Raw genomic sequence first — 24,207 nt, 5'->3', positions numbered from 1 at the left:
AGAACCAGCCAATGACCACCAATCCCCGCCACAACATCCGCGAAGTCCGCGCTGCCCGCGGCACCGAGCTCACCGCCAAGAGCTGGATGACGGAAGCGCCGCTGCGCATGCTGATGAACAATCTCGACCCCGATGTTGCGGAAAACCCGCATGAACTGGTCGTCTATGGCGGCATCGGCCGCGCCGCGCGCACCTGGGCCGATTTCGACAAGATCGTCGCCTCGCTGCGCGATCTCGAAGAGAACGAGACGCTGATCGTGCAGTCCGGCAAGCCGGTCGGTATTTTCCGCACGCACAAGGACGCGCCGCGCGTGCTGATCGCCAATTCCAACCTCGTGCCGCACTGGGCCACCTGGGATCATTTCAACGAGCTGGATAAGAAGGGCCTCGCCATGTACGGCCAGATGACGGCCGGCTCGTGGATCTATATCGGCAGCCAAGGCATCGTTCAGGGCACCTACGAAACCTTCGTCGAGGCCGGTCGCCAGCATTATAACGGCGACCTCACGGGCAAGTGGGTTCTGACCGGCGGCCTCGGCGGCATGGGCGGCGCCCAACCGCTCGCCGCCGTCATGGCCGGCGCGTCGTGCCTAGCCGTCGAGTGCAATCCCGACTCGATCGATTTCCGCCTGCGCACCCGCTACATCGACGAAAAGGCCGAGACGCTTGACGAGGCGCTCGCGATGATCGACCGCTGGACGAAGGCCGGTGAGGCCAAGTCCGTCGGCCTGCTCGGCAACGCCGCCGAAATCCTGCCGGAAATGGTCCGTCGCGGCATCCGCCCGGACATGGTCACCGACCAGACGTCTGCCCACGACCCGATCAACGGCTATCTGCCGAAGGGCTGGACGATGGGAGAGTGGAAGGAAAAGCGCGAAAGCGACCCGAAGGCCGTCGAAAAGGCCGCCCGCGCCTCGATGCGCGAGCATGTCGAAGCGATGATCGCCTTCCAGGATAGGGGCATCCCGACCTTCGACTACGGCAACAACATCCGTCAGGTCGCCAAGGAAGAAGGCCTCGAAAACGCCTTCGCCTTCCCGGGCTTCGTGCCGGCCTATATCCGCCCGCTGTTCTGCCGCGGCATCGGCCCGTTCCGCTGGGCGGCCCTTTCCGGCGATCCGGAGGACATCCGCAAGACCGACGCCAAGGTCAAGGAACTGCTGCCGGACAACAAGCACCTGCACAACTGGCTCGACATGGCCGCCGAGCGCATCGCCTTCCAGGGCCTGCCGGCGCGCATCTGCTGGGTCGGCCTCGGGGATCGTCATCGCCTCGGCCTCGCCTTCAACGAGATGGTCAGGAACGGCGAACTGAGCGCGCCCATCGTCATCGGTCGTGACCACCTCGATTCGGGTTCCGTCGCCTCGCCGAACCGCGAAACGGAATCGATGAAGGACGGCTCGGACGCCGTGTCCGACTGGCCGTTGCTCAACGCGCTGCTCAACACCGCTTCGGGCGCGACCTGGGTCTCGCTCCACCACGGCGGCGGCGTCGGCATGGGCTTCTCGCAGCATTCGGGCGTCGTCATCTGCGCCGACGGCACGGATGAAGCGGCCGAGCGCCTCAGCCGTGTGCTGTGGAACGATCCGGCGACGGGCGTCATGCGTCATGCCGATGCCGGCTACGACATCGCGCTCGATTGCGCGAAGGAAAAGGGTCTGCGCCTGCCCGGCATCCTCGGTAACTGATGGCCCGCCTCCTTCGCAACAGCGACCATCGCCGCATGCCGTGGAAGAACGGCGGCGGCGAGACGGTCGAGGTAATCGTCACTCCGGAAGACGCAAGCCTTTCGGAGTTCGGCTGGCGCGTCAGCATGGCGACGGTGGCGAGCGATGGACCGTTCTCGGTCTTCCCCGGTATCGACCGCACGCTGGCGGTGCTTTCGGGCGATGGTATGGCGTTGTCCATCGAAGGGCTCGGCGACAAGCTGCTGACGCCGGTCTGCGCGCCCCTCGGCTTTCCGGCCGATGCACCGACGACCGCCCGGTTGACGGGCGGACCGATCACTGATCTCAACGTGATGACGCGGCGGGGTGTCTTTCGACACACGCTCGTCCATCACATCGCACACAACTCCAAGGCCCTGCCGGCATCATCCGGCGAGCGCCTGCTGCTGGCGCTGGCACCGCTCGGCGTTTCCACCGCCGAGGGGCTCATCGGTCTCCAGCCGCTCGATGCGCTCGTGCTCGACGGCTCGGAGAAGGCTGAGGTTTTGTCTGTCGGTGAAAGTGCCGCCTTCTATCTGGTAGAAATCACTCCCGCCTGAGCCATGGGCGGAAGCGATTTCCTTGTCCGCGCTTGAGCGGAGTGCTACCTCCCGGCACATCAATTTGCCGGGAGACATTTTCATGAGACATCGCAAATTCGGCCGCACGGGTTTCACCACCACGGATATCGGCTTCGGCGCCTGGCAGATCGGCGGCGCCTGGGGTGACGTCACCGAGGCGGATGGCCGCGCCGCCCTCAACGCCGCGCTCGACGCCGGCATGACCTTCATCGACACCGCAGACGTTTATGGCGACGGCCGTTCGGAAAAGATCATCGCCGATGTTCTCAAGGATCGTGGCGGCCAGCGCCCGATGGTGGCAACCAAGGCCGGCCGCCGGCTCTCGCCGCATGTCGCCGATGGCTACAACAAGGAAAACCTCGAAGGCTTCATCGACCGCAGCCTGAAGAACCTCGGCGTCGAGCGCCTCGATCTCGTGCAACTGCATTGCCCGCCGGTGGAGGTTTACTACCGTCCCGAGGTCTTCCATGCGCTGGAAGAGATCAAGGCCGCCGGCAAGATCGCCAATTACGGTGTCAGCGTCGAGAAGGTCGAGGAAGCGCTGAAGGCCATCGAGTACCCGGGCGTCGTCAGCGTCCAGATCATCTACAACATTTTTCGCCAGCGCCCGGCGCAGCTGTTCTTCAAGGAGGCTGCCCGTCGGCATGTCGCGGTCATCGCCCGCGTGCCGCTGGCAAGCGGCCTGCTTTCCGGCAAGATCACCCAAGACACCGCCTTCGCGGCTGATGACCATCGCAACTTCAATCGCCACGGCGAATCCTTCGACGTCGGCGAGACCTTTGCCGGCGTGCCCTTCGAGACCGGCTTGCAGGCCGTGGAAGAAATCCGCGCGCTCGTGCCGACAGGCGCCACGATGGCGGCCTTCGCGCTGCGCTGGATCCTGATGGCGGACGCCGTCAGCGTCGTCATTCCCGGCGCGCGCAATGCCGAACAGGCGAAAGCCAATGCGATCGCCGCCAGCCTTCCGGCCATTCCGGAGGCCGTGATGGAAGCCACCCGCGAGGTCTATTACCGCCTCGTCGCGCCCCATGTGCACGACCGCTGGTAAGACAATCCGAGAAAGGCGAGTGCATAAACCGAAATGATAGCCAACATCATGGCTATCTATTTCGTTTATGCACTCGCCCGCGCTACCGTTTCCTCGGTCATAATCAGAACAGGGGAACGACCATGAAAAGAATGCTTGCCGCACTGGCTCTCGCAGGCTCTTGCCTCCTTTCCACGGCGGCTTCGGCCGAAACGCTGAAGATCGGCACGGAGGGCGCCTATCCGCCCTTCAACTTCCAGGATTCCGCCGGCAAACTCGGTGGCTTCGACGTCGAGATCGGCCTGGCACTCTGCGAGAAGATGAAGGCTGAATGCGAAGTGGTCGCGCAGGATTGGGACGGCATCATTCCCGGCCTCCTCGCCAAGAAATACGACATGATCATTGCCTCGATGTTCATCACCGAGGAGCGCAAGAAGCAGGTCAACTTCACCGACCCCTACTATCTTGCCGCCATGACGCATGCCGCACCGAAGGGCGCCGGCATCACCGACTTCACCAAGGAAGGCATGAAGGGCAAGACGATCGGCGCCCAGTCCGGCACGACGCAGGCTGACTATGCCGCCGCCGTCTATCCGGATTCCGAGATCAAGCTTTATCCGACACAGGACGAAGTGAACCTCGACATGGTCAACGGCCGCCTCGACCTGCAGGTGGGCGACATGATCCCGCTGCTCGACTGGGTCACCAAGAACGATGACGGCAAAACGTGCTGCGAACTGATCGGCGAGCCCATCACCGACACGAAATTCGTCGGCGAAGGCGTCGGCATTGCCGTGCGCCAGGAAGACAACGACCTGCGCGAAAAGCTGAACGCCGCGCTGAAGGCCATTCGCGAGGACGGCACCTACAAGAAGATCAACGACAAGTACTTCTCCATCGACATCTACACGATGAAGTAAGGTCTCGGGAGGCGGCTCTGGCCGCCTCCGCTTCTTCCGGTCTCACGGGTCGGGCTGCGTATCGTCCCCACCTTTCGCCAGGCGATCGGGCCACCGGAAAACCATGTCTGCGTCACCCGGGCAGACGAGAAACGGACACGGGTCGAACTCGCGTCTCGGCCGAAATTCCATGCGCGCTTCCACGCCGGCTGCCAACAGCTCATCGACATGGGCCCCCGCGAGCCCGCTGGTGCTAAACCGTTCCCACATAACGTATTTCCCCTTCGTTCGGGGAGCCCAATGCATGGGCTGCAAGTTTGGTTCCTGGAAAAATACCACCCGCGGATCACATTAATGACGCGCTCTTTTCCGGCGCCCCTTGCCTTTCACCGCGCCGCCGTCCTAGCTACACGCATGCCGATCAACCGCCTGGAACGCTTCGCCCACAATCTCGACTGGAACCTCCTGCGCACCTTCGTGGTCGTGGTGGAAGAAGGCTCGATCACGCGGGCGGCGAACCGGCTGCTCTTACAACAGCCGGCTGTCAGCATGGCGCTGAAGCGGCTGGAGCAATCGGTCGACCATCGGCTGATCGATCGCAGCCCCGGCCGTTTCGAGCTGACGGAGGCCGGTGAGCGGCTGCACGCCCTCTGCCACGACATTTTCTCGGCGATCGTGCGTCTCCCCGAGGCGATGGAGCCCTCCGGCGGGGATATTGCTGGACACATCACGCTCCATTCTGTCAGCCATGCCCTCAACCCCGCCTGGGACCGGGCGATCGCGGATTTCTTCCGGCTGCATCCGCGCGTCACGGTGGGTGTCACGGTCGAGACGACGACGGACGTCATCCGCTCGGTGGAGCGCGGTGTCGCGACGCTCGGCCTTTCGGATGGCATCATTCCTGAGGGGCTGGACAGGGTGCCCTTCTGCTACGAACGCTACGCGCTCTATTGCGGCCGCGGGCACCGGCTGTTCGGCGTGCTGGATGCCCGGCCGCAGGACCTGCGTGGAGAGCCCTATGTGAGCTTCCTCGCCGATGTTCTCGGCGGGCCGCATATGGGACCCGTGACGGCCGTGCGCGCCGTCGGGTCCTTCGGCCAGCAGGTGCGGGCGCTGGCCTTCAACGTGGAGGAAGTGCTGCGGCTGGTCGTGGCCAATGCCGGCATCGGCATGCTGCCGGTGCATCTCACAGGGGCGGCCTTGACGGCCGGCGAACTCTGGCAGCTACCGCCCTATGAGGACCTGCCGATCGCCGAAACCTTCCGCATCACCAATCCCGGCTCGGCGCTCAATCCGGCGGAACGCGCTTTCCTCGCGCACATGGCCGACGTGCCGGCATGGCGCTGGGGCGAGCCACATCAATCCGGCTGATATCGGCCTTCATCCCTATAAATTTGAAGAATGCTGAAAGCTTTCGTACGGCTTTACCATCATAGGGAGGCGGCCATGCAGACGTTCGACATCGCAATCATTGGCGGCGGCATTGCCGGGATTTCGCTTGCCTATTTTCTCAGCCCGCACCGCTCCGTCGTCGTGCTGGAGCAGGAACCGGCACTCGGCTATCACAGCACCGGCCGCTCTGCCGCGGAATTCACGCTGCGTGACAACGCGCCTCTGGTGAATGCGCTTGCCCGCGCCAGCCATGCCTTCCTGGCAACGCCGCCGGAGGGCTTTGCCAGCGTACCCCTTCTTATCCCTCGCGGCAGCATCCTCTTCGGCACCCATGGCAAGGAGGCGCTGGTGCGCGAGCGCTTCGATCAAGCCAAGGCGCAGGGCGTTGCCGTGGAATGGCTCGACGAGGCCGCACTGCTTGCCCGTGCGCCGATTCTGAACCCCGCCTACACCGCCGCGGCCTATTTCGATCCCGACTATTGGGACATCGAGGTCGACGCCCTGCTGCAGGCCTATGCCCGCCATGCGCGGCGTCACGGCGCACACATCCTGGAAAGCCGCCAGCTTGCCGGCGCCCGGCGCGTCGGCGAAAAGTGGCTGATCGAGACGAACGAGGAGACGATCGCCGCCGGTATTCTGGTCAATGCGGCGGGCGGCTGGGCAGACACGGTCGCAGCCCTTGCCGGCGTCGCCCCCGTGGGAATCGTGCCGCACCGTCGCACCGCGATCACCGTCGACCTGCCTGAAGGCGTGGACGCCGGCCGCCTGCCGGAAATTAACGAGATCGAGGAAATCTTCTACTTCAAGCCGGAGGGCGGCCGCCTGCTCGCCTCGCCGGCCGATGCGACGCCCTGCGAGCCGGCGGACGTGCAGCCGGAAGAACTCGATATTGCCTATGCCGCCCATTATGTCGAAGAGGCGACGACGCTGAACGTGCGCCGTGTCTTCAAGAGCTGGGCCGGCATGCGCAGCTTTTCCGCCGATCGTCTGCCGGTCATCGGCCCCGCGCAGGACGAGCCGAGCTTCTTCTGGCTCGCCGGCCAGGGCGGCTACGGCATCCTGACGTCGCCAGCACTTGGCAGCTTTGCCGCTGCCCTCCTCGCCGGCAGTCCCGTGCCGGAGCCACTCGCCCGCGAGGGCATCGGGGCCGAAACCTTCAGCCCCGCACGCTTCTCCTGAAACGAAACGGGCGCCTCAAGGGCGCCCGTTCTGTTTTCACGCTTCCGTTGCCGGCGCGCCCGGCGTGGCGACGGCGCGATCCTTCCAATAACGGTTGAGGAAGAGCAGGATTGGACCGCCGATATAGATCGACGAAGTCGTCGCGACGATGACGCCGAACAGCATCGGCCAGGCGAACGGCTTGACCGTATCGCCGCCCCAGATCGCCATCGGCAGCAGCGAGACCGCCACGGCGACCGAGGTGAAGATGCATCGCATGACCACCTGGTTGATCGACAGGTCGATGAGATCGGAGAACGGCATCGACTTGTACTTGCGCATGTTCTCGCGCATGCGGTCGTACACCACCACCTTGTCGTTGACCGAATAGCCGATCAGCGTCAGCACGGCGGCGATGGCCGTCAGGTTGAAGTCGATCTGCATCAGCGAGAAGAAGCCGATCATCTTGGTGATGTCTAGGATCAGCGTCGCAATGGCGCCCACGGCGAAGTGCCATTCGAAACGCCACCAGATGTAGATCAGGATCGCCAGCATGCCGAGGCCCACAGCCAGGAAGCCGGAGCGTGCAAGCTCCGTGCTGACCGTCGGGCCGACCACTTCCGTGCGCTCGAAGCTCGCGTCCGGGATCACTTCGGCAACGCCGTCGCGGATCTTCTGGAGGGCTGCGGTCTGCACCTCGTCGCCGCCCGGCTGGCGCTGGACGCGCACGAGCACGGACGCGCCCTGGCCGAATTCCTGCAGCGCCACTTCGCCGAGGTTCAGGCCTTCCATCTTCTCGCGCAACGGTGCGAGGTTGATGGGCGTCTTGGAGGTCGCCTCGACCTGGATACCGCCGACGAAGTCGATGCCGTAGTTGAGGCCTGGTGTGAAGAACAGGATGATCGAGCTTATCGAAATGAAGGCCGACATGGCGATTGCGATATAGCGACCGCGCATGAAGGAGAAGGTCGGGATGCTCCAGACCTGGCCGAACATCGAATGGATGTCGATCTTCTTCATCTTGCGGCGGCTGACGACCGCGCGCATCAGGAAGCGCACGAAGGTGATCGAGGTGAACATCGAGATCGCAAGGCCGATGATCATGGTGATCGCGAAGCCGCGCACCGGACCCGAGCCGAACATGAAGAGCAGGATCATGCCGACCATGGTCGTCATGTTGCCGTCGACGATGGTGGCGTAGGCCTTGTTGAAGCCGACGTCGAGCGCCTTCAGGGCACCTGCCCCGCCCGCCGTCTCTTCGCGGATACGGGCATTGATGAGGATGTTGGCGTCCACCGCCATGCCGATGCCGAGAATGATACCGGCGATACCGGGCAAGGTGAGCGTGGAGCCGAGCAGGCCGAGCAGGCCGATCGTCAGGATCGTGTGCAGCACGAGGCCGAGATTGGCGATGAGGCCCCAGGAGCCGTAAAGCACCTGCATCAGCACGACGACGGCGAGGAGGCCGGCAAAGCCGGTGTAGAGGCCCATGCGGATCGAGTCCGAACCGAGGTTCGGGCCGACGGTACGCTCTTCGATGATGGTGAGCGGTGCCGGCAACGCGCCGGAGCGCAGCAGCGCCGAAAGCACGGTCGCTTCCTGCGGGTTGAAGTTGCCGGAGATCTGGCCCTGGCCGCCGATGATCGGCTCACGGATGACCGGTGCCGTCAGCACCTTGCCGTCGAGAACGATGGCGAAGGGTTTTCCGACATTGGCCTGGGTGATTTCCGCGAACTGCCGCGCGCCGGTGGAATCGAAGCTGAACGAAACGATTGCCTCGTTCGTGCGCTGGTCGAAGCCGGCCTTGGCATCGGCAAGACGGTCGCCCGAGATCGCGACGCGCTCTTCGACGGCGTATTTGCCGGGATCGTTGGCACCCGGCAGGATCATCACGCCGCGCGGGGGAACGCTGTTCGGATCCACCGTCTGGTCGACCATGTGGAAGCTCATCTGCGCGGTCGAACCGAGCAGCTGGCGCAGGCGCGTCGGATCCTGAAGGCCCGGCAGCTGCACGAGGATGCGGTCGCCGCCGACGCGCTGGATAAGCGGCTCGGCCACGCCGACCTGGTCGACGCGGCGGCGGATGATTTCAAGGCTCTGCTCGACGGCGGCCGACATGCGTTCGTTGACGCCGGCTTCCGTCAGCGTGACGCTGATCACGAGGCCGCTGGTGGCGACGTCGATATCGGAAGAGCCGCCGCTGAAGCCGAGTGTGGTGGTCGGCGCCGCGAGCTTGCGCACTTCCGGCAGAACTTTGTCGAATGCGGCCTGGTCGGGCAGCGTCACCGTCAGCGTCGTGCCGGCGAGGCGCGCCGCCGAGGCACGTTCACCTGCCGTGCGCAGGATGGCGCGTGTGTCGTTGAGCAGCGAATCCATGCGCGCCTTGCGTAGCGCTGCAGAATCCACCTGGAGCACGAGGTGCGAACCACCCTTCAGGTCGAGGCCGAGGGTGACCGGGTTGGCGGGCAGATAGCGCCCGTATTTCGCCTGCTGCTCAGGCGTCAGCACGTTGGGCACCGCCGCAAACACCCCGAAGAGGATGATGAGGCCGGAGACAAACAATGCCCATTTGGAGGTTTTCATGGGGTTGTTCCACTTAACTGCCGGAAAGGCGCGGCAGGTTTGCCGGCGCCGTCCGTGGGATCGGAATTTCAATCGAATGGCGCGGCGCCGAAGCGCCACAAGGCCTCAGACAGCGAGAGCCGGAGGCGCGCGGCTGCGGAAGGATGCGGGGCCGGATCGCGCCGGCGCTACATCGTCGGCAGAAGAAAAGGCCTCAGCCAAGGCAGTTTCAAAGGGGTAAAGCAGCGCTCCGGCGCCGGCAACGAGCGCTTTTCCACCGGAATCGCCTTCCGGCAGGCCGGCCTTCGCCTTGGCGGTTCGCCGCTCGGCATGGCCGCTTGCCGGAAACCAAAGATCGTCGGCAGCAGACAGCGGTGACGGTGCAACGCCGCCTTCGGCGGCCGCACGATCCGGGTGACCGGCTGCGCGTGTCGTGTCCGGCAGGGAGAATTGCGAGAGGAACAGGGTAACGAGCAGCACGAGGAAGCCGACGGGTGCAAAACCCCGCTCCCACATGCTCGCCTCTTTCCCGGTCCTCATCGTCATGCCTGTCCGTTTTACAAAGGCGGAGCGCCACGCGAAGCAGGATTCGCGGCGGTGCAGATGGTGCGCCAAGAACCACTTACCGCCCGGCGAGTCAAGTTCCGGGCGATAACGCTTGCCCGGGAAACCAAACGTTCCAGCCCTCACAATTCATGCAGCGTGACGTCCGGGCAGGCTTCCAGCGCAAGATCGCGCAGATGCTGGTGGTGCGTCAGGTAGATCACCTGCCCGCCCTTCGCCATCTCGCCCATCACCCGCAGCGCATTCAGTGCACGGCGATCGTCGAAGGTCTCCATGATGTCATCGGCGATGAAGGGCGCGATCTCGCGGCTGGCGGCAATCTCATGATAACCGGCGACGCGCAGCGCCAGATAGAGCTGGAAACGCGTGCCCTTGGAAAGATCCTTGGCGAGCTTCGAGCCGCCGGACGCGGCATTGACGACGAGATACTCGCCGTCCTTTTCCAGCACCGTCGAAAGGCCGGCATATTCGCCGCCGGTAATATCGCGGAACGTCTTCGAGGCCCGCTCCATCATGGCGCTGCGATGGCGCTCGCGGTAGAGCCGCAAGGCCTGCTCCGCAGCCAGGATGCCGGCGCGTGTCGCCAGATACCGCCGCGACTTTTCCGCAAGCTCGATCAGCGCCGTGCGCCGCCGCTCCTCCAGCACCGCCGCCTCATCGCTGCCGGCAACCCGCGACAGGGCCTCCTGTGCCCGCGCCCGGGCCAGATGCTGCTCCTCGACAGCACGGTCGAGGTCTTCCAGCCGCGTCGAGAGGTCCGCCCTCTCCGCCGCCAGTTGATCATCGTCGACCGCCGAAAGCAGCGCCTCGGCCTCGTCCACAGTTTCAGCGCGCATCTGCTGCACCAGATCGCGCGCCGCGTCCTCGATGCGTCCGAGAACATCGTCCCGCTTGCGATAGGCTTCAAGCAGGAGATCGGCCTCCGCGAGACTATCGCAACCGAGGAAGGCGAAGATTTCCGCAAGCCGCGAGGTCAGGACGGCCCGGCGCTCGTCCAGCGCCCTCTCCTCCTCGTCAAGTCGCGCCAGTGTTTTGTCGACCGCTTCACGCCGCTCGTGGACTATCTTGGCGGCGGCGAGCCGCTGCGCGAGGGCCGCAACGGTGGACAGCGGGTCTTCGGCATTGAACGGTTCGGAAAGGCGTTCGGCAAGGCGGCGCGCTTGGCTGCCATATTCCTGCTGGTCGCGGCGCATTCCGGCGATGCGGTGGTCGAAGTCACGCCGCCGCTCGACATTCTGGGCAAGCGTCTGCAAGGTCGGAAGAAGCGATGCCAGACGCTCCAACTCGGCGGGCGCCTTCTCGGTTGCAAGCCAACTGCCGGCAATCGCCCTGTCCCAGGCCTCCTGCCACGCTGCGAGTGCCGAGGCAGCCTCCTCTGCGGCCTTTCGGCGCGTTTCCACGTCCGCCTTTGCGCGGGCCAGATGCTCGGCAGCGGCAAGCCGCTGCGCGCGCGCCGCCTTCATGGCCTCCAAACGATCCTCGGCAACGAACAATGTTTCGTCGAGCGCCGCATCCCCGTCGGACTTGCTGCCAAGGAGCGTATGGAGCCGGGTGAGCAAGGCGCGCGCCTCCGCCTCGACCAGATCGGTGTCGATCTTCTGCCGCGCAAGGTCGCCAAGCGTCTCCAGCGTCGTTGACCGCCGCTCGAACCAGGCGGTCGTCTCCGCGAGCGGTGTTTCCGTCGGCAGGCCGAAGCGGCCGGCCAGCGAAGACACCTCTGTATCGATTTCCGCCCTCACCTGCTCCAGCCGCGCGACGTCGCCACCCAACGCATGGATGCGCGCAGCGCCCTCCGCTACGGTGCGTTCGAGGATACGCACCTCCGAAAGGCGATCGGCATTGCGAAGGAGAGCATCTCTGGCATGGTCATCCCGACGCATGCTTTCCTCGAAGACCTCCGCAGTCCCTCGATCAAGCTGTGTCAGGTGCAGCTGCCATTTCGACTCGCGCTCCGAGCGCAGTTGTCCAGCGGCATCCTGCCCAACCAGTCCGGTCTCCTGTTGAAGAGCCGTGAGCATGGTTCTGCTGGACGTGGCATCAAGCTCAAGCGCCGTGACCTGTTCTTGCTGCCGACGCATGGCCTCGGCGGCCAGGTCGTACCGCTTGCGAAGAGTTTCCAGTTCCGTCGCTGCCGGGACTGACAGGCCTTCCAGCGCCGCTGCGGTGCCGGACCAGGGCGCAAGGCGCGCCATCGCGCCGTCCGCCTCCTGCCGTGCAAGGGCGACGAGGCGGCGGGCTTCGCGCAGGCGTGCCAGGAGGTCGCCGGAACGGGCGGCACGCAGGACCGCGCCGAGGGTGGACACAAGCTCCTCTTCGCTGCCCGCATCCTCCTCCGAAACCGCGCCGGCCTTGCTTCCGGTGGTAGCCAGCGCCTTTTCCGCTTCGGCACGTTCCCGAAGGGCTGCTTCGGAGCGTTCGACAAGCGCCGTGCGCCGCAACAGGAGCGCTGTGAGTTTTTCGCCGAGGCCGGGCGGGAGCAAGGTTTCCGCGGGATCGGCATCGGGCGAAAGGCCGAGCGTGGCGATGCCCGCACCGATCGTCGCGACGACGCGGTCGCGCTCTGCTTCACGGGAGGACAGGTCCATCGCCGCGGTCCGGAAGCGGGCTTCGAGAGCGGAGCCGGCAAGAGCCGCAATGTCCGCCTCGGCCGCGAGGACCCCATCGTCTTCGGAAAGCGCCGCTCGCTCCCCGACATGGCGCTCGCGCTCGGCCTCGACCCGCGCGCCGCGTGCCGCGATTTCGGCCTCCTCGCGCGCCAGTTCGCCCGAGAGCCCGCGCCAGTTCATCGGCGGGGAATCGCCCAGATCGAAGGCCCCAAGTTCCGCCCGCAGGGCACGCAAGCGCCGAAGGTAGGGCAGCGCGGAGAGGCTGCGCTCCACCTGCGCGAGGGCAGCGCGCATGCCGGAACGGGCGGCGGTCGCTTCCTCATGCCGGTGGGCTGCGGCGTCGCGTTCGCGCACCAGAATGCCGTAGTCGCGAGCGGCCACGTCCAAGGCCTTGCGCTCCGCTGCCAGCGCCTCAATTTCGGCCTTCAGTGCGGAAAGACCGTGCTTGCGCCCGGAGGGGCGATAGAAGTCGTCGGCCTCCAGCTTCAGCGCGGCGAGCCCCGAGGTCATGTCGGAAAGGCCGGAGCTGGCGGAGAACAGCATCGAGCCGAGTTCACCCTCGCTCTTCAGGATGTCCTCGCCGCCCTTTTCGATGCTCTCGTCGTCCAGCGAGAACATCGTGCGGTAGGCATTGCGGTCCATGCCGCCGAGCACCGAGGCGAAAAGCGTGTCAGGCAGCGGGCGGTCATCGATGGAAACGAGCGAAGCCTGGTTGCGTTTGAGGCGATAGGCGTCGTGATGCTCGCCGCCGATGCAAAGCCGGCCGCCGACGCGCATCAGCGAATACGGATGCAGGAAGCCGTAGGCACTCGATTTTTCGATGCCGAAGAGCAGGTCGAGATAGGCGGAGAACAGCGTCGACTTGCCGGCCTCGTTGGGGCCATGCACGAGGTGGAAATCCGGCTTGCCCGGCCGCACCGAGCCGAAATCGAGGCTGCGGTCGGTGAATTTTCCATAGCGGACGAGGTCGAGGCGATCGAGGCGCATGGCGTCTACGTCCTCTCGCCGTCGCCGCCAAGGCGGGCAAGCACGGCATCGGAGCCCTGGAGGGCGAGATCGGAGAGCAACGCCTCCTCCGCCATCTCATCAGCTGCCAGCAGGCTACGGGCTTCCTTCGGCAGCTGGCGCAGGAGGTCGGTCACGGTCTCGCGCAGTTCCTCGCGAAACGCGTGGCTCTGCACCACATCCTCATGCATCAGGCGCGAAAGCTCGGTGACCGGTCCCGCATCGGCATTGCTCGTCGCCAGCGGCAAGGAAACGGCAAGTTCCACCGCCTCGATCCAGCATTCGCCAAGCGAGGCGGAGAGGTTCTGCAATTCGCCCAGCAACAGATCCTCATCACGGCGCAGGCGCCAGGCAAGCGGCGTGGCACCGGTCAGGAGAAGGCGCGCCACGAGATGCGTGCAAGCGGCAGCCTCCCTCGCCCGCGCCAGAACGGCTTCGGCACGGTCGAGCATGCCGCGCCAATCGTCGATGCCGGAAAGATCAAGCGTCAGTCGCTCGAACACCGCGACGGCAACCCCGCGCTCCTCGCAGGTGATCGTGCCGTCTTCCGCGACGGTCGCGAGCGTCACGCCTTTCGGTCCGCCCTCATTGATGTCGCGGCCCTGCGGATTGCCGGGCATGACGATCCACGGCTTTTCCAGATGCACCCGCCGCTGATGGATATGGCCGAGCGCCCAGTAGTCGAAACCATGGGCGGAGAGGTCGGCGATGCTCGTGGGCGCATAGGGATCGTGGCTGCTCGCGCCGGCGAGGCTGGTGTGCATGAGGCCGATATTGACGGCATCCGCCACCGGCCCGCGATAGGTCGGCAGCAGCGAGGTGGGTGCATGCGGCTGGGCAAAACTGACGCCGTGGATGTGAATCTCCCGGCCGTTGCCGAGTGCGCCCGCTTTCACCGGTTTGCCGCGACCGTCGAAGACGTGCACGTTCGGCGGGAAGGTCAGTTCGCGGGTGATCTGCGACTGCGCATCGTGGTTGCCGCGAATGAGGTAGACCCGGATGCCGGCCGCCTCCAGCCGGCGCATCTGGCCCATCAGGAAGAGCGCCGTCGCCATCGAGGTCTGCGAGCCGTCATAGAGGTCGCCGGCGATGATGACGGCCTCGACCTCCTCCGAAATGGCGAGATCAACGATGCGCTCCAGCGCCTTGCGCGTCGCGCCACGCACGAGATCGCCGAGCTCGGCGTTGCGCAAAGCGAGCGAGGTGAGCGGTGAATCGAGGTGGAGGTCTGCGGTGTGGATGAAGCGGAAAGGCATGGCCGGACAATCGCCTCAGCCCTCCTGCCGGTCAATGCTTGCAGCAACGTCCGCCGGGTTATGCAGGAAAGAAATCGATCCTCCCTGAAAAGGCCGGAGAAGGAACAGGAAAAACGTCCGTTGCCTGACTGTTCGCGTTTACAGTGATCGTTCAATATCTATGATCAAATTATCTGAAAACCTTCACAATCATTTGACATGGTCCCTCATAATACCTATATTTCCCCTCATGAATAGTACGATAGAAATCTCCCAGGGCATGTTCAAACTCTACCATCAGGTCAGTCGCCTGGTGAACGAGTGCATGATGGACGAAGGTGTATCGCTCGCCCGCAGCAAGTTCCTGCTTCTTCTGGAATGTCAGGGCCCGCAGCGGTCGACGGATATTGCCTGCGCACTTGGTTTCGCCCCCCGCACGGTGACGGAAGCGATCGATGGTCTCGAGCGTGACAAGCTGGTCAAGCGCGAGCCGGATCCGAAGGACCGTCGCGCCAAGATCGTCTCGATTACGGATACCGGCCGGACGGTGATTTCCGCCGCCCAGCAGCCGCAGCACAAAATGATCGAGGCGATCTTCAACGTCCTCACCGAGGAACAGAAGCAGCAGCTCAAGGACATTATCGGCTGTCTCAGCGAGAAGACCGACGCGCTGCAGCGGGAAAGAGACAAGACCGAGGGTGGCGCCGACGCGGCACCCGTTCGTCCTTTGCAAGCTGTCGGCTAAGCCCGCCGACCTTATGAAATAGAGACGGCCGGGATCGCGAGATCCCGGCCTTTTCATTTTGGCATACCGCCAGATGCCGCGCCTCTTCCACGAGAAAGAGGCGCGGCGCTCTGGTGTTTACATCGCGTTCATCGGGCCGATACCGAAGAACAGCGTCTCGCCGGACGAACCGTCAACGCCGTCATTGTCGGTCACGACGAAGCCGTTGCCGGCGGCGTCGATGGTGAAGCCTTCGACCTTGTCGACGACGAAGCCGTTGGTGGCGCCCTTCAGGTCGGGAATGAAGTCACGAACCTCTTCCTTCTTCACGACCGGCAGGTCACCGCCGAGCTTGGCCGGCTTCAGGTCGGCAAGCGCCACGCGGTAGAGCTTCTTCAGCTTGGCGGCCTGACCGATCAGGTTGTCACGCTCGATGATATAGGCGTAGTCGCCGTTCGCCGTGATTTCGGAAAGGCCGACCCAGCCGCTTTCGGTCTTTTCGAGCGGATAGCGCACGGCGCCCCACTCTTCCGACGACGGCTTGTAGGAGACGAGCTTCACAAAACCCTTTTCGTCATCACCCCATTCGCGCTGCATGGCCATCCAGAGAACCTGGTCGTCGCCTTCGCCAACGCTGGTGATACCTTCGAAACCAAAGCGCTTCTCGCCGGCACGCAGTTCGGCGGGAATGGCGATTTCCTTCTCGATCTCGCCCTTCTTGTTCACATGGATGATGGCATGGCCGACGAGCTTGTCGGCATCGCCTTCATTGGCAAGCCAGAAGCCGCCCTCGCCGTCCGGCGTCAGGCCTTCGCTGTCGAGCTTCTGCGCGGCAGCACCGTTGCGCGTGATGCGCAGGGCATCGACGATCTTCGCCGGCTTGGCGGTTGCGTCGATCGTGAAGACCGTCGGCTGCGAAGCGTAGAAGGAATCGTTGACGGCATAGAGCATGCCCGGCTTGTCCTTGACCGGAGCGAGGCCCGAAAGCGCGCCAAAACCGATCAGTTCGCCGTCCTTTTCGGTGGAGACGATTTGCGGATAGGCGGCTTCGCCTTCCGCACGCTCGTAGATCATGACGTGCGAACGGGCGCCGCCGTCTTCGACGAGGTCGGTTTCGTTGGCGGTCACGAAGAGATTGCGGCTCGGAATGGCGACGGCGCCTTCCGGACCGACGCCCGACGGTAGGAGCTGAAGAAGCTCAGGCTCGGCACCAGTGTCCTTGTAGACGCCGACGATGGAGGCACGCTCGGCGAGCACGAAGAACAGGTTGTCGTCACCGAACTTGGCGGCTTCCAGGCCTTCCGGCTCGACGCCCTTCTTGTTGCGCTTGTCCGGGTAGTGGCCGATCTTGGCGATCTCGCGCTCGAAGCCGGCGCCGTTCTCGTAGACGACCTTGCCGGTCTTGTCGAAGATCGTGAAGCCGCGCGCGCCGCCCTTCCAGTCGCCTTCGTTGGCAACGACGAAGCGGTTGTCGTCCAGCCACTTCACGGCGTCGGGCTCGCGGGCGACGTCCTTCATCTCGCCGGTGAACTTGAGGGCACCGTCCTTCTTGGTATCGACGCCTTCAAGGCTGACGCTGCCGGCAGAGAAGTGGTTTTTCACCTCGCCCGTCTTGCCGTCGATGATGACGATATAGTTGTTTTCCTGGAGCGTCAGCGCAATCTCGTCCAGGCCGTTGAAGGCGACGAATTCCGGCTCCGGGTCGTCACCGGCAACGTCGGCAAGGCCGGTCAGCGTGACGTGTTTGATCGAGCCGCAATCGACGACGCCGTCCTTGAGCGAGAGGAGAACGAGGTCACCGGCCGGCATCTGCGGGATGGCGCCGTCATTGACCTCTTCGTCGCGCTCGTTTTCAATGGCGATCGCGGCGATCGTCTTGTCCTTGTTGAGGGCAATCGAATCCGGCTGGCCGCCAAGATCGCAGGTCGTGTCGATGGCCTTCGAGGCCACGTCGACCTGGGCGAGGACGCCGGACGGCTTGACGAAGCTTTCGCGGGTGTTGATCGCGACGAGCGCCTTGCCGCCGGCAATCGTTACCGAGGTGGGCTCGCCTTCGAAGGCGACGGTGCCGCCAGCCTTCGGGGCCTTCGCATCGGTAATGTCGATGAAGCCGATCGCCTTGTTCGGGCTGTCGGAATAGACCAGCGTGTTGCCATCCTCGGATGCGGCAATGATTTCAGCCGAGGTTGGCGTCGCCTTGTCCTTGCCTTCCGGCAGGTTCTCGGCAACGGCGAAGGATGCAATGCGATTGAATACAGGCTCGGCGCTGGCGGCAGGGGCCACCGATGCGGCGAGGACCGCTGCCAGGGCAGCAGTGAGCGAACGGGTTTTCATGAAAGCCTCCGGGTCAAAAGGAACCCGGCGGTTCTGAGGCTTCCGTGTTACAGGCCTATGACAATTCGACTACAGGCACAGGCCCTGTACCGCAAATAAAAGGGGGCCCGGACGAACCGGACCCCGACCCTGAAATTCAGGATTGGCGGCGGAGTGGGTAACCGCCCTCCCCCACAGTATCGCGCATGACACGCAAGGACACTGCAGGCTTTTAAATGCCGAACGCATCCTCAAGCCGGGATCGGCCCAAGGACGGATGCAGCGGCAGCGGATCAGCTGTTAACGGCGTCCTTCAGACCCTTGCCGGCCGAGAACTTCGGCACGTTGCGGGCCGGGATCTCGATCTCGGCGCCGGTCGAAAGGTTGCGGCCCTTCGAAGCTTCACGGCGCGACACGGAGAAATTGCCGAAACCGACGAGACGAACGTCGCCGCCGCTCTTGAGTTCGCCCTGGATCGTCTCGAAAATGGCGTCTACAGCAGATGCTGCGTCCGTCTTCGACAGGCCAGACTTCTCAGCGACCGAGGATACGAGTTCATTCTTGTTCATGTTTCCACCCCTTTCTTACGGTTTGAAACGACTCATACAAGTCGGGGGGCAGAATACGCATCGGCCTTCGCCTCGCAAGAAAATTTCGTCGCAATCCCCTGAGAATCCGGGGTTTACACACGTTTTTCAACGAAAAAGACCGGCACGAAGGCCGGTCTTTTCCAGTTTCACTCCAAAACGCCGGGTTGTTTACCCGGCATTAAGGCTCAATGCGCGATCGCGCCATTGGCATCGTCGGTCGATTCGACCGCCGGAACCTTGGCCGCCTCGGCAGTTCCGTCCCACTCGATCGGCTCCGGCCGGCGCACGAGCGCATGCTTGATGACCTCGCCCATGCGCGAGACCGGGACGATCTCCATGCTGTTCTTCACGTTGTCCGGAATGTCCGCCAGGTCCTTGGCGTTCTCTTCCGGGATCAGCACCTTCTTGATGCCGCCGCGAAGCGCTGCAAGCAGCTTTTCCTTCAGGCCGCCGATCGGCAGGACCCGGCCGCGCAGCGTCACTTCGCCGGTCATCGCCACATCCTTCGAGACCGGGATGCCGGTCATGATGGAGACGATGGCGGTTGCCATGGCGATGCCAGCCGACGGGCCGTCCTTCGGCGTCGCACCTTCGGGAAGGTGGACGTGAATGTCCGTCTTGTCGAAGCGCGGCGGCTCGATGCCGAAATCGACGGCGCGCGAGCGGACATAGGACGCCGCCGCCGAAATCGATTCCTTCATCACGTCCTTCAGGTTGCCGGTCACCGTCATGCGGCCCTTGCCACCCGGCAGGCTGACGCCTTCGATGGTCAGCAGCACGCCGCCGACTTCCGTCCAGGCAAGACCGGTGACGACACCGACCTGGTCCTCGCCCTCTGCTTCGCCGTGGCGATAGCGCGGAACGCCGAGGAAGTCGTGGACGTTCTCCGCCGTGACCTCGACACTCTTCGACTTGCCCTTGATGATCTCGGTCACCGCCTTGCGGGCGAGCTTCATCAGTTCACGTTCCAGGTTACGCACACCCGCCTCGCGGGTGTACTGCTGGACAACCGCCATAAGCGCATCGTCGGTGACCGAAAATTCCTTCGGCTGCAGCGCGTGGTCGCGGATCGCCTTGGGCAGCAGGTGCCGCTTGGCGATTTCCAGCTTTTCCTCTTCCGTGTAGCCGGCAATGCGGATCACTTCCATGCGATCCATCAGGGGCGCCGGGATGTTCAGCGTGTTTGCCGTCGTCACGAACATGACGCTGGACAGGTCGTATTCGACTTCCAGGTAGTGGTCCATGAAGGTCGAGTTCTGTTCCGGATCGAGCACCTCGAGCAGGGCAGACGACGGGTCGCCACGGAAATCCATGCCCATCTTGTCGATCTCGTCGAGCAGGAAGAGCGGGTTGGACTTCTTCGCCTTCTTCATCGACTGGATGACCTTGCCGGGCATCGAGCCGATATAGGTGCGGCGGTGACCGCGGATTTCGGCCTCGTCACGAACGCCGCCGAGCGCCATGCGGATATATTCGCGGCCGGTCGCCTTGGCGATCGACTTGGCGAGCGAGGTCTTGCCGACGCCCGGAGGACCGACGAGGCACAGGATCGGACCCTTGATCTTGGCCGAGCGAGCCTGCACCGCGAGATATTCGACGATGCGCTCCTTGACCTTGTCGAGACCGAAATGATCCTCGTCGAGGAGCTTTTCCGCGGCGTTGAGGTCGGTCTTGATCTTCGACTTCTTGCCCCACGGAATGCCGGTCAGCCAGTCGAGATAGTTGCGCACGACGGTGGCTTCCGCCGACATCGGGCTCATCTGGCGCAGCTTCTTCATCTCGGCATCCGCCTTTTCGCGGGCCTCCTTGGAGAGCTTGGCCTTGACGATCTTCTCTTCCAGTTCGGCCATCTCGTCGCGGCCGTCCTCGCCGTCGCCGAGTTCCTTCTGGATCGCCTTCATCTGTTCGTTCAGGTAGTACTCGCGCTGGGTCTTCTCCATCTGGCGCTTGACGCGCGAGCGGATGCGCTTTTCGACCTGCAGAACCGAGATCTCGCCTTCCATGAAGCCGAGCGCCTTTTCAAGCCTGAGCTTGACGCTCGTCGTCTCGAGCATTTCCTGCTTCTCGACGATCTTGATGGAGAGGTGCGAGGCGACCGTGTCGGCGAGCTTCGAGTAATCCTCGATCTGGCTCGCGGCACCGACGACTTCCGGCGAAATCTTCTTGTTGAGCTTCACATAGTTCTCGAACTCGGAGACCACGGAGCGCGACAGCGCCTCGATCTCGACCGGGTCCTCCTCAGGCTCGGCCACCACATGGGCCAGCGCCTCGTAGAACTCTTCACGTTCGGTGTAGCCGTCGATCTCGGCACGCGCGCGGCCTTCGACCAGCACCTTGACGGTGCCGTCGGGCAGCTTCAGGAGCTGGAGAACATTGGCGACGGTGCCGATGCGATAGATGGCGTCGGTTTCCGGGTCGTCGTCGGAAGCATTGATCTGGGTCGCAAGCATGATCTGCTTGTCGGTGCCCATGACTTCCTCGAGCGCGCGGATCGACTTCTCGCGGCCGACGAACAACGGAACGATCATATGCGGGAACACCACGATGTCGCGCAGGGGCAGGACCGGGAAGGCCGTGGAATCGTGCGGCGCAGACGTCTTTTTCGTCATGTCATTTCCTTTCAAATGTCCCGTTTCCGGGAACCGGTCCTGTCGGCGCTAAAAGCATAACGGGCCGGCGATCTTTTCCATCCACAAGTGGCGTGCGGTTAACACTTTTTCAAGCCCGGCAACGGAGTGCCCCACCCCGTATCGGGCCAGACGAACCAACGGAAGGAAGTGTAGTCTTCCGCGCTGTTGCGGAACTTGCGGCCTTCCCCCGGCATGTCGTCGGAGCATACGCAAAACAGAATCGAAGTCTTCCATCTTCGCCCGCCACGCATCGTTTCGCAACGTCTTACATACATGGCAGGTCCGGCATCATGCCCCGTCCGTCGGCAAGCGGCCAGTCACGAAATGTCGCGAGTTTGACCACAAACGAAAAGACCCGCCGGGGCGGGTCCTTCCTGAAGCGACATGGGAGGCACGATCAGGCCGAGACGTTGGCCTTCTCGTCGGAGCGCTCCGAGTAGATGTACAGCGGACGGGCAGAGCCCTTGACCACTTCGTCCGAGATGACGACTTCGCGCACGCCTTCGAGCGTCGGAAGCTCGAACATCGTGTCGAGCAGGATCTTCTCCATGATCGAGCGCAGGCCGCGCGCGCCGGTCTTGCGGACGATGGCACGCTTGGCGATCTCGCGCAGCGCGTCTTCGTGGAAGGTCAGTTCGACGTCTTCCATCTCGAACAGGCGCTGGTACTGCTTGATCAACGCGTTCTTCGGCTCGGACAGGATCTGGATCAGCGCGTCCTCGTCGAGGTCTTCCAGCGTCGCCAGAACCGGCAGACGGCCGATGAATTCCGGGATGAGGCCGAACTTCACCAGATCTTCCGGCTCCAGTTCGCGCAGGACTTCGCCGACGCGGCGATCTTCGGGCGAACGAACCTGTGCGCCAAAACCGATCGAGGTCTTTTCGCCGCGCGCCGAGATGATCTTGTCGAGGCCGGCAAAGGCACCGCCGCAGATGAACAGGATGTTCGTCGTGTCGACCTGCAGGAATTCCTGCTGCGGGTGCTTGCGTCCACCCTGCGGGGGAACCGAAGCGACCGTGCCTTCCATGATCTTCAGCAGCGCCTGCTGCACGCCCTCGCCCGATACGTCTCGGGTGATGGACGGGTTGTCGGACTTGCGCGAGATCTTGTCGACTTCGTCGATATAGACGATGCCGCGCTGCGCACGCTCGACATTGTAGTCGGCCGACTGCAGGAGCTTCAGGATGATGTTTTCGACGTCTTCGCCGACGTAACCGGCTTCGGTCAGCGTCGTGGCGTCGGCCATGGTGAAGGGCACATCGATGATGCGGGCGAGCGTCTGCGCAAGATAGGTCTTGCCGCAGCCGGTCGGGCCGACCAGCATGATGTTCGACTTCGCCAGTTCCACGTCCGAGCCCTTGGCGGAATGCGCCAGGCGCTTGTAGTGGTTGTGCACCGCGACCGACAGGATGCGTTTCGCCTGCTGCTGGCCGATGACATATTCGTCGAGGACCTTGATGATGTCCTGGGGCGTGGGAACGCCGTCACGGGACTTGACCATCGAGGTCTTGTTCTCTTCGCGGATGATGTCCATGCACAATTCGACGCATTCATCGCAGATGAATACGGTCGGTCCGGCGATGAGTTTCCGGACTTCGTGCTGGCTCTTTCCGCAGAAAGAGCAATACAGGGTATTCTTGGAGTCGCCGCCGTTGCTGCCGCTGACCTTGCTCATATCACTTTCCTTCCAGCACGCCGCTCATCTCCCGGAAGATGGCCGGACCACTCAAACCGCCCTTACAGGTAACGCTTTCGCGCCCTTCAAAGGCTCCAGGGGCACTGACCGGACCGGGATCAAGCCCGTGAACCGGTCGCAACGCATTCCCCGCTTAAACACCGAATGCTAGACTGTGACAAATCAACATAGCATTAACGGCCAATATTACCGGCTTTATGGCGCTGATAAAGCCCCACGATCATTACAAATCACACGATTGCGTTCATTCGCGCTTTAAGCCAAGATCCGCGCGCGCCTTGCGCGTCAACTTGGCCGCAACCAAACCGTGACTTTCCCTTAGATAGTCACACAAGGCCGCGTCGTCCACTGATTCGCCCGTTTGCCGCTGAATCCACTTCATGCCGCGCGAGGCGAGATAGGGTGCCGGACGGCATCCCGGCTGCTCGCGCAGGATATCGAATGCCAGCTCGGACACCTTGAAGGTGACCCCAGGCAGGTCCGCCTCGCTCCACCCGGCGATGGCGAAAACCTTGTCGCCAACCTTCCAGACATGCGCCCCGCCCCATTGCACGACATGTGACGTGGCAGGGAGCGAAGCGCAGAAGGCGTTGTATTCGTCGAGCGTCATGGAATTCCGCAGCGTTGCATCGAGCGTCGATACTTACGCCCCCTCGGCACTCTCGATCGCCTCGCGGCTCGTGATGACGCGGTCCACCAGACCCCAGTCCTTCGCCTCGTCCGCGCTCATGAAATGATCGCGATCCAGCGTCTGCTCGACTTCCTCGTAGGTGCGTCCGCAATGCTTGACGTAAATCTCGTTCAGCTTGCGCTTCATCTTGAGGATGTCGCGGGCATGGCGCTCGATGTCGGACGCCTGGCCGGAGAACCCGCCGGACGGCTGGTGCACCATGATGCGGGCGTTCGGCGTGGCAAAGCGCATGTCCTTGTGGCCGGCGGCGAGCAGCAGCGAGCCCATCGATGCGGCCTGACCGATGCAGAGCGTCGATACGGCCGGCTTGATGAACTGCATCGTGTCATAAATCGCCATGCCCGACGTAACCACGCCGCCCGGCGAGTTGATGTAGAGCGCGATTTCCTTCTTCGGGTTTTCGGCCTCGAGGAAAAGCAACTGCGCGCAGACGAGTGTCGCGATGTGATCTTCGACGGGACCCGTCAGGAAGATGATACGTTCCTTGAGGAGACGCGAATAAATGTCGTAGGAACGCTCGCCGCGGTTGGTCTGCTCCACGACCATCGGCACCAGAGCCATGGCGGTATCTACGGGATTTCTCATATCAATCCTTCATCGGTGTGGCCCTGAACCCCTTCGCCAAGCGTTGGGAATCAGCAAGTTTCATCTTCCCTACATAGAGTGTCAGGGTAGCGGACTTCAAGACGGACGCGCGTTTTGCGGCGCTCTATGCCAGAATGCGGTTAATCGGTGCGACGTGGAGCCATGATTTCCACAACCGCGCTGTCCGCAAGGTAAAGAAAGCGTGAATCCCACACTGCCCCGCATCTGCCGTTTTCGAATGCC

Annotated in this window: 17 protein-coding genes; 7 read left to right on the top strand and 10 right to left on the bottom strand. The window is 63.4% G+C overall.

What is annotated here, in order from left to right; translation table 11 throughout:
- The first annotated feature begins 11 nt into the window (after positions 1-11).
- The 6 genes from hutU to ACT6VE_RS06970 all read left to right on the top strand — a co-directional run bounded on the left by hutU (position 12) and on the right by ACT6VE_RS06970 (position 6,784).
- A complete protein-coding gene (gene hutU / locus ACT6VE_RS06995) occupies positions 12-1,688 on the top strand; it encodes a urocanate hydratase (protein ID WP_444797875.1) in 1,677 nt (558 codons plus the stop codon).
- Positions 1,688-2,266, top strand: coding sequence for a HutD/Ves family protein (locus ACT6VE_RS06990; protein WP_444797874.1), 579 nt, complete (start codon positions 1,688-1,690; stop codon positions 2,264-2,266). The genes hutU and ACT6VE_RS06990 overlap by 1 nt, the downstream gene beginning before the upstream one ends.
- 82 nt (positions 2,267-2,348) lie before the next feature.
- Positions 2,349-3,335: an aldo/keto reductase gene (locus ACT6VE_RS06985; protein ID WP_444797873.1), complete on the top strand. Its 987-nt coding sequence runs from the start codon at positions 2,349-2,351 to the stop codon at positions 3,333-3,335.
- A gap of 122 nt (positions 3,336-3,457) precedes the next feature.
- Positions 3,458-4,234 carry a transporter substrate-binding domain-containing protein gene (locus ACT6VE_RS06980; RefSeq protein ID WP_444797872.1) on the top strand — a complete coding sequence of 259 codons (777 nt, stop codon included), beginning with the start codon at positions 3,458-3,460 and terminating at the stop codon, positions 4,232-4,234.
- Positions 4,235-4,567: 333 nt separating this feature from the next.
- Positions 4,568-5,584, top strand: coding sequence for a LysR family transcriptional regulator (locus tag ACT6VE_RS06975; RefSeq protein WP_444797871.1), 1,017 nt, complete (start codon positions 4,568-4,570; stop codon positions 5,582-5,584).
- A 75-nt stretch (positions 5,585-5,659) separates the two neighbouring features.
- On the top strand, positions 5,660-6,784 hold the full coding sequence (locus ACT6VE_RS06970) for an NAD(P)/FAD-dependent oxidoreductase (RefSeq protein WP_444797870.1): 1,125 nt from the start codon (positions 5,660-5,662) through the stop codon (positions 6,782-6,784).
- Between the two features lie 36 nt (positions 6,785-6,820).
- Here ACT6VE_RS06970 and secD read toward each other — a convergent pair whose 3' ends face one another.
- The 4 genes from secD to ACT6VE_RS06950 all read right to left on the bottom strand — a co-directional run bounded on the left by secD (position 6,821) and on the right by ACT6VE_RS06950 (position 14,756).
- The gene (secD, locus tag ACT6VE_RS06965; RefSeq protein WP_444797869.1) at positions 6,821-9,346 is read right to left on the bottom strand and encodes a protein translocase subunit SecD; all 2,526 of its coding nucleotides are present in this window, start codon (positions 9,344-9,346) and stop codon (positions 6,821-6,823) included.
- Positions 9,347-9,451: 105 nt separating this feature from the next.
- A complete protein-coding gene (locus ACT6VE_RS06960; RefSeq protein ID WP_444797868.1) occupies positions 9,452-9,871 on the bottom strand; it encodes a hypothetical protein in 420 nt (139 codons plus the stop codon).
- A gap of 140 nt (positions 9,872-10,011) precedes the next feature.
- Positions 10,012-13,482: an AAA family ATPase gene (locus ACT6VE_RS06955; RefSeq protein WP_444797867.1), complete on the bottom strand. Its 3,471-nt coding sequence runs from the start codon at positions 13,480-13,482 to the stop codon at positions 10,012-10,014.
- A 5-nt stretch (positions 13,483-13,487) separates the two neighbouring features.
- Positions 13,488-14,756 (bottom strand): metallophosphoesterase family protein, encoded by a 1,269-nt coding sequence (locus tag ACT6VE_RS06950; RefSeq protein WP_444797866.1) that lies wholly within the window; start codon positions 14,754-14,756, stop codon positions 13,488-13,490.
- A 229-nt stretch (positions 14,757-14,985) separates the two neighbouring features.
- On the opposite strand from ACT6VE_RS06950, the gene ACT6VE_RS06945 reads away from it, so the two are divergent.
- A complete protein-coding gene (locus ACT6VE_RS06945; RefSeq protein WP_444797865.1) occupies positions 14,986-15,480 on the top strand; it encodes a MarR family winged helix-turn-helix transcriptional regulator in 495 nt (164 codons plus the stop codon).
- 117 nt (positions 15,481-15,597) lie between these two features.
- Here ACT6VE_RS06945 and ACT6VE_RS06940 read toward each other — a convergent pair whose 3' ends face one another.
- The 6 genes from ACT6VE_RS06940 to clpP form a co-directional block, all read right to left on the bottom strand.
- Entirely contained in the window at positions 15,598-17,793 is a 2,196-nt protein-coding gene (locus ACT6VE_RS06940) for an esterase-like activity of phytase family protein (RefSeq protein ID WP_444797864.1), read from the bottom strand.
- A 272-nt stretch (positions 17,794-18,065) separates the two neighbouring features.
- On the bottom strand, positions 18,066-18,341 hold the full coding sequence (hupB, locus tag ACT6VE_RS06935; RefSeq protein WP_069059143.1) for a DNA-binding protein HupB: 276 nt from the start codon (positions 18,339-18,341) through the stop codon (positions 18,066-18,068).
- A gap of 206 nt (positions 18,342-18,547) precedes the next feature.
- Positions 18,548-20,971, bottom strand: coding sequence for an endopeptidase La (gene lon, locus ACT6VE_RS06930; protein ID WP_444797863.1), 2,424 nt, complete (start codon positions 20,969-20,971; stop codon positions 18,548-18,550).
- Between the two features lie 418 nt (positions 20,972-21,389).
- Positions 21,390-22,667 carry an ATP-dependent Clp protease ATP-binding subunit ClpX gene (clpX, locus tag ACT6VE_RS06925; RefSeq protein ID WP_444797862.1) on the bottom strand — a complete coding sequence of 426 codons (1,278 nt, stop codon included), beginning with the start codon at positions 22,665-22,667 and terminating at the stop codon, positions 21,390-21,392.
- 265 nt (positions 22,668-22,932) lie between these two features.
- Positions 22,933-23,298, bottom strand: a complete 366-nt coding sequence (locus ACT6VE_RS06920; protein ID WP_444797861.1) for an MmcQ/YjbR family DNA-binding protein — start codon at positions 23,296-23,298, stop codon at positions 22,933-22,935.
- A 33-nt stretch (positions 23,299-23,331) separates the two neighbouring features.
- Positions 23,332-23,964, bottom strand: coding sequence for an ATP-dependent Clp endopeptidase proteolytic subunit ClpP (gene clpP, locus ACT6VE_RS06915; protein WP_444797860.1), 633 nt, complete (start codon positions 23,962-23,964; stop codon positions 23,332-23,334).
- Positions 23,965-24,207: the final 243 nt, after the last annotated feature.

Origin of the sequence: Shinella sp. (assembly GCF_052438155.1) — a bacterium.
Classification (GTDB): domain Bacteria; phylum Pseudomonadota; class Alphaproteobacteria; order Rhizobiales; family Rhizobiaceae; genus Shinella.
The sequence above is the reverse complement of the archived record's forward strand: the minus strand, read 5'-3'. Positions and strand labels throughout refer to the sequence as shown.

Bases quoted from the DNA above. Each gene is read 5' to 3' on its own strand.
- ACT6VE_RS06950 (WP_444797866.1), bottom strand. From the start codon at position 14,756: ATGCCTTTCCGCTTCATCCACACCGCAGACCTCCACCTCGATTCACCG.
- hutU (WP_444797875.1), top strand. From the start codon at position 12: ATGACCACCAATCCCCGCCACAACATCCGCGAAGTCCGCGCTGCCCGC.
- secD (WP_444797869.1), bottom strand. From the start codon at position 9,346: ATGAAAACCTCCAAATGGGCATTGTTTGTCTCCGGCCTCATCATCCTC.
- ACT6VE_RS06940 (WP_444797864.1), bottom strand. From the start codon at position 17,793: ATGAAAACCCGTTCGCTCACTGCTGCCCTGGCAGCGGTCCTCGCCGCA.
- ACT6VE_RS06985 (WP_444797873.1), top strand. From the start codon at position 2,349: ATGAGACATCGCAAATTCGGCCGCACGGGTTTCACCACCACGGATATC.
- lon (WP_444797863.1), bottom strand. From the start codon at position 20,971: ATGACGAAAAAGACGTCTGCGCCGCACGATTCCACGGCCTTCCCGGTC.
- clpP (WP_444797860.1), bottom strand. From the start codon at position 23,964: ATGAGAAATCCCGTAGATACCGCCATGGCTCTGGTGCCGATGGTCGTG.
- ACT6VE_RS06975 (WP_444797871.1), top strand. From the start codon at position 4,568: ATGACGCGCTCTTTTCCGGCGCCCCTTGCCTTTCACCGCGCCGCCGTC.
- ACT6VE_RS06970 (WP_444797870.1), top strand. From the start codon at position 5,660: ATGCAGACGTTCGACATCGCAATCATTGGCGGCGGCATTGCCGGGATT.
- hupB (WP_069059143.1), bottom strand. From the start codon at position 18,341: ATGAACAAGAATGAACTCGTATCCTCGGTCGCTGAGAAGTCTGGCCTG.
- ACT6VE_RS06990 (WP_444797874.1), top strand. From the start codon at position 1,688: ATGGCCCGCCTCCTTCGCAACAGCGACCATCGCCGCATGCCGTGGAAG.
- ACT6VE_RS06980 (WP_444797872.1), top strand. From the start codon at position 3,458: ATGAAAAGAATGCTTGCCGCACTGGCTCTCGCAGGCTCTTGCCTCCTT.
- ACT6VE_RS06960 (WP_444797868.1), bottom strand. From the start codon at position 9,871: ATGACGATGAGGACCGGGAAAGAGGCGAGCATGTGGGAGCGGGGTTTT.
- ACT6VE_RS06945 (WP_444797865.1), top strand. From the start codon at position 14,986: ATGAATAGTACGATAGAAATCTCCCAGGGCATGTTCAAACTCTACCAT.
- ACT6VE_RS06955 (WP_444797867.1), bottom strand. From the start codon at position 13,482: ATGCGCCTCGATCGCCTCGACCTCGTCCGCTATGGAAAATTCACCGAC.
- clpX (WP_444797862.1), bottom strand. From the start codon at position 22,667: ATGAGCAAGGTCAGCGGCAGCAACGGCGGCGACTCCAAGAATACCCTG.
- ACT6VE_RS06920 (WP_444797861.1), bottom strand. From the start codon at position 23,298: ATGACGCTCGACGAATACAACGCCTTCTGCGCTTCGCTCCCTGCCACG.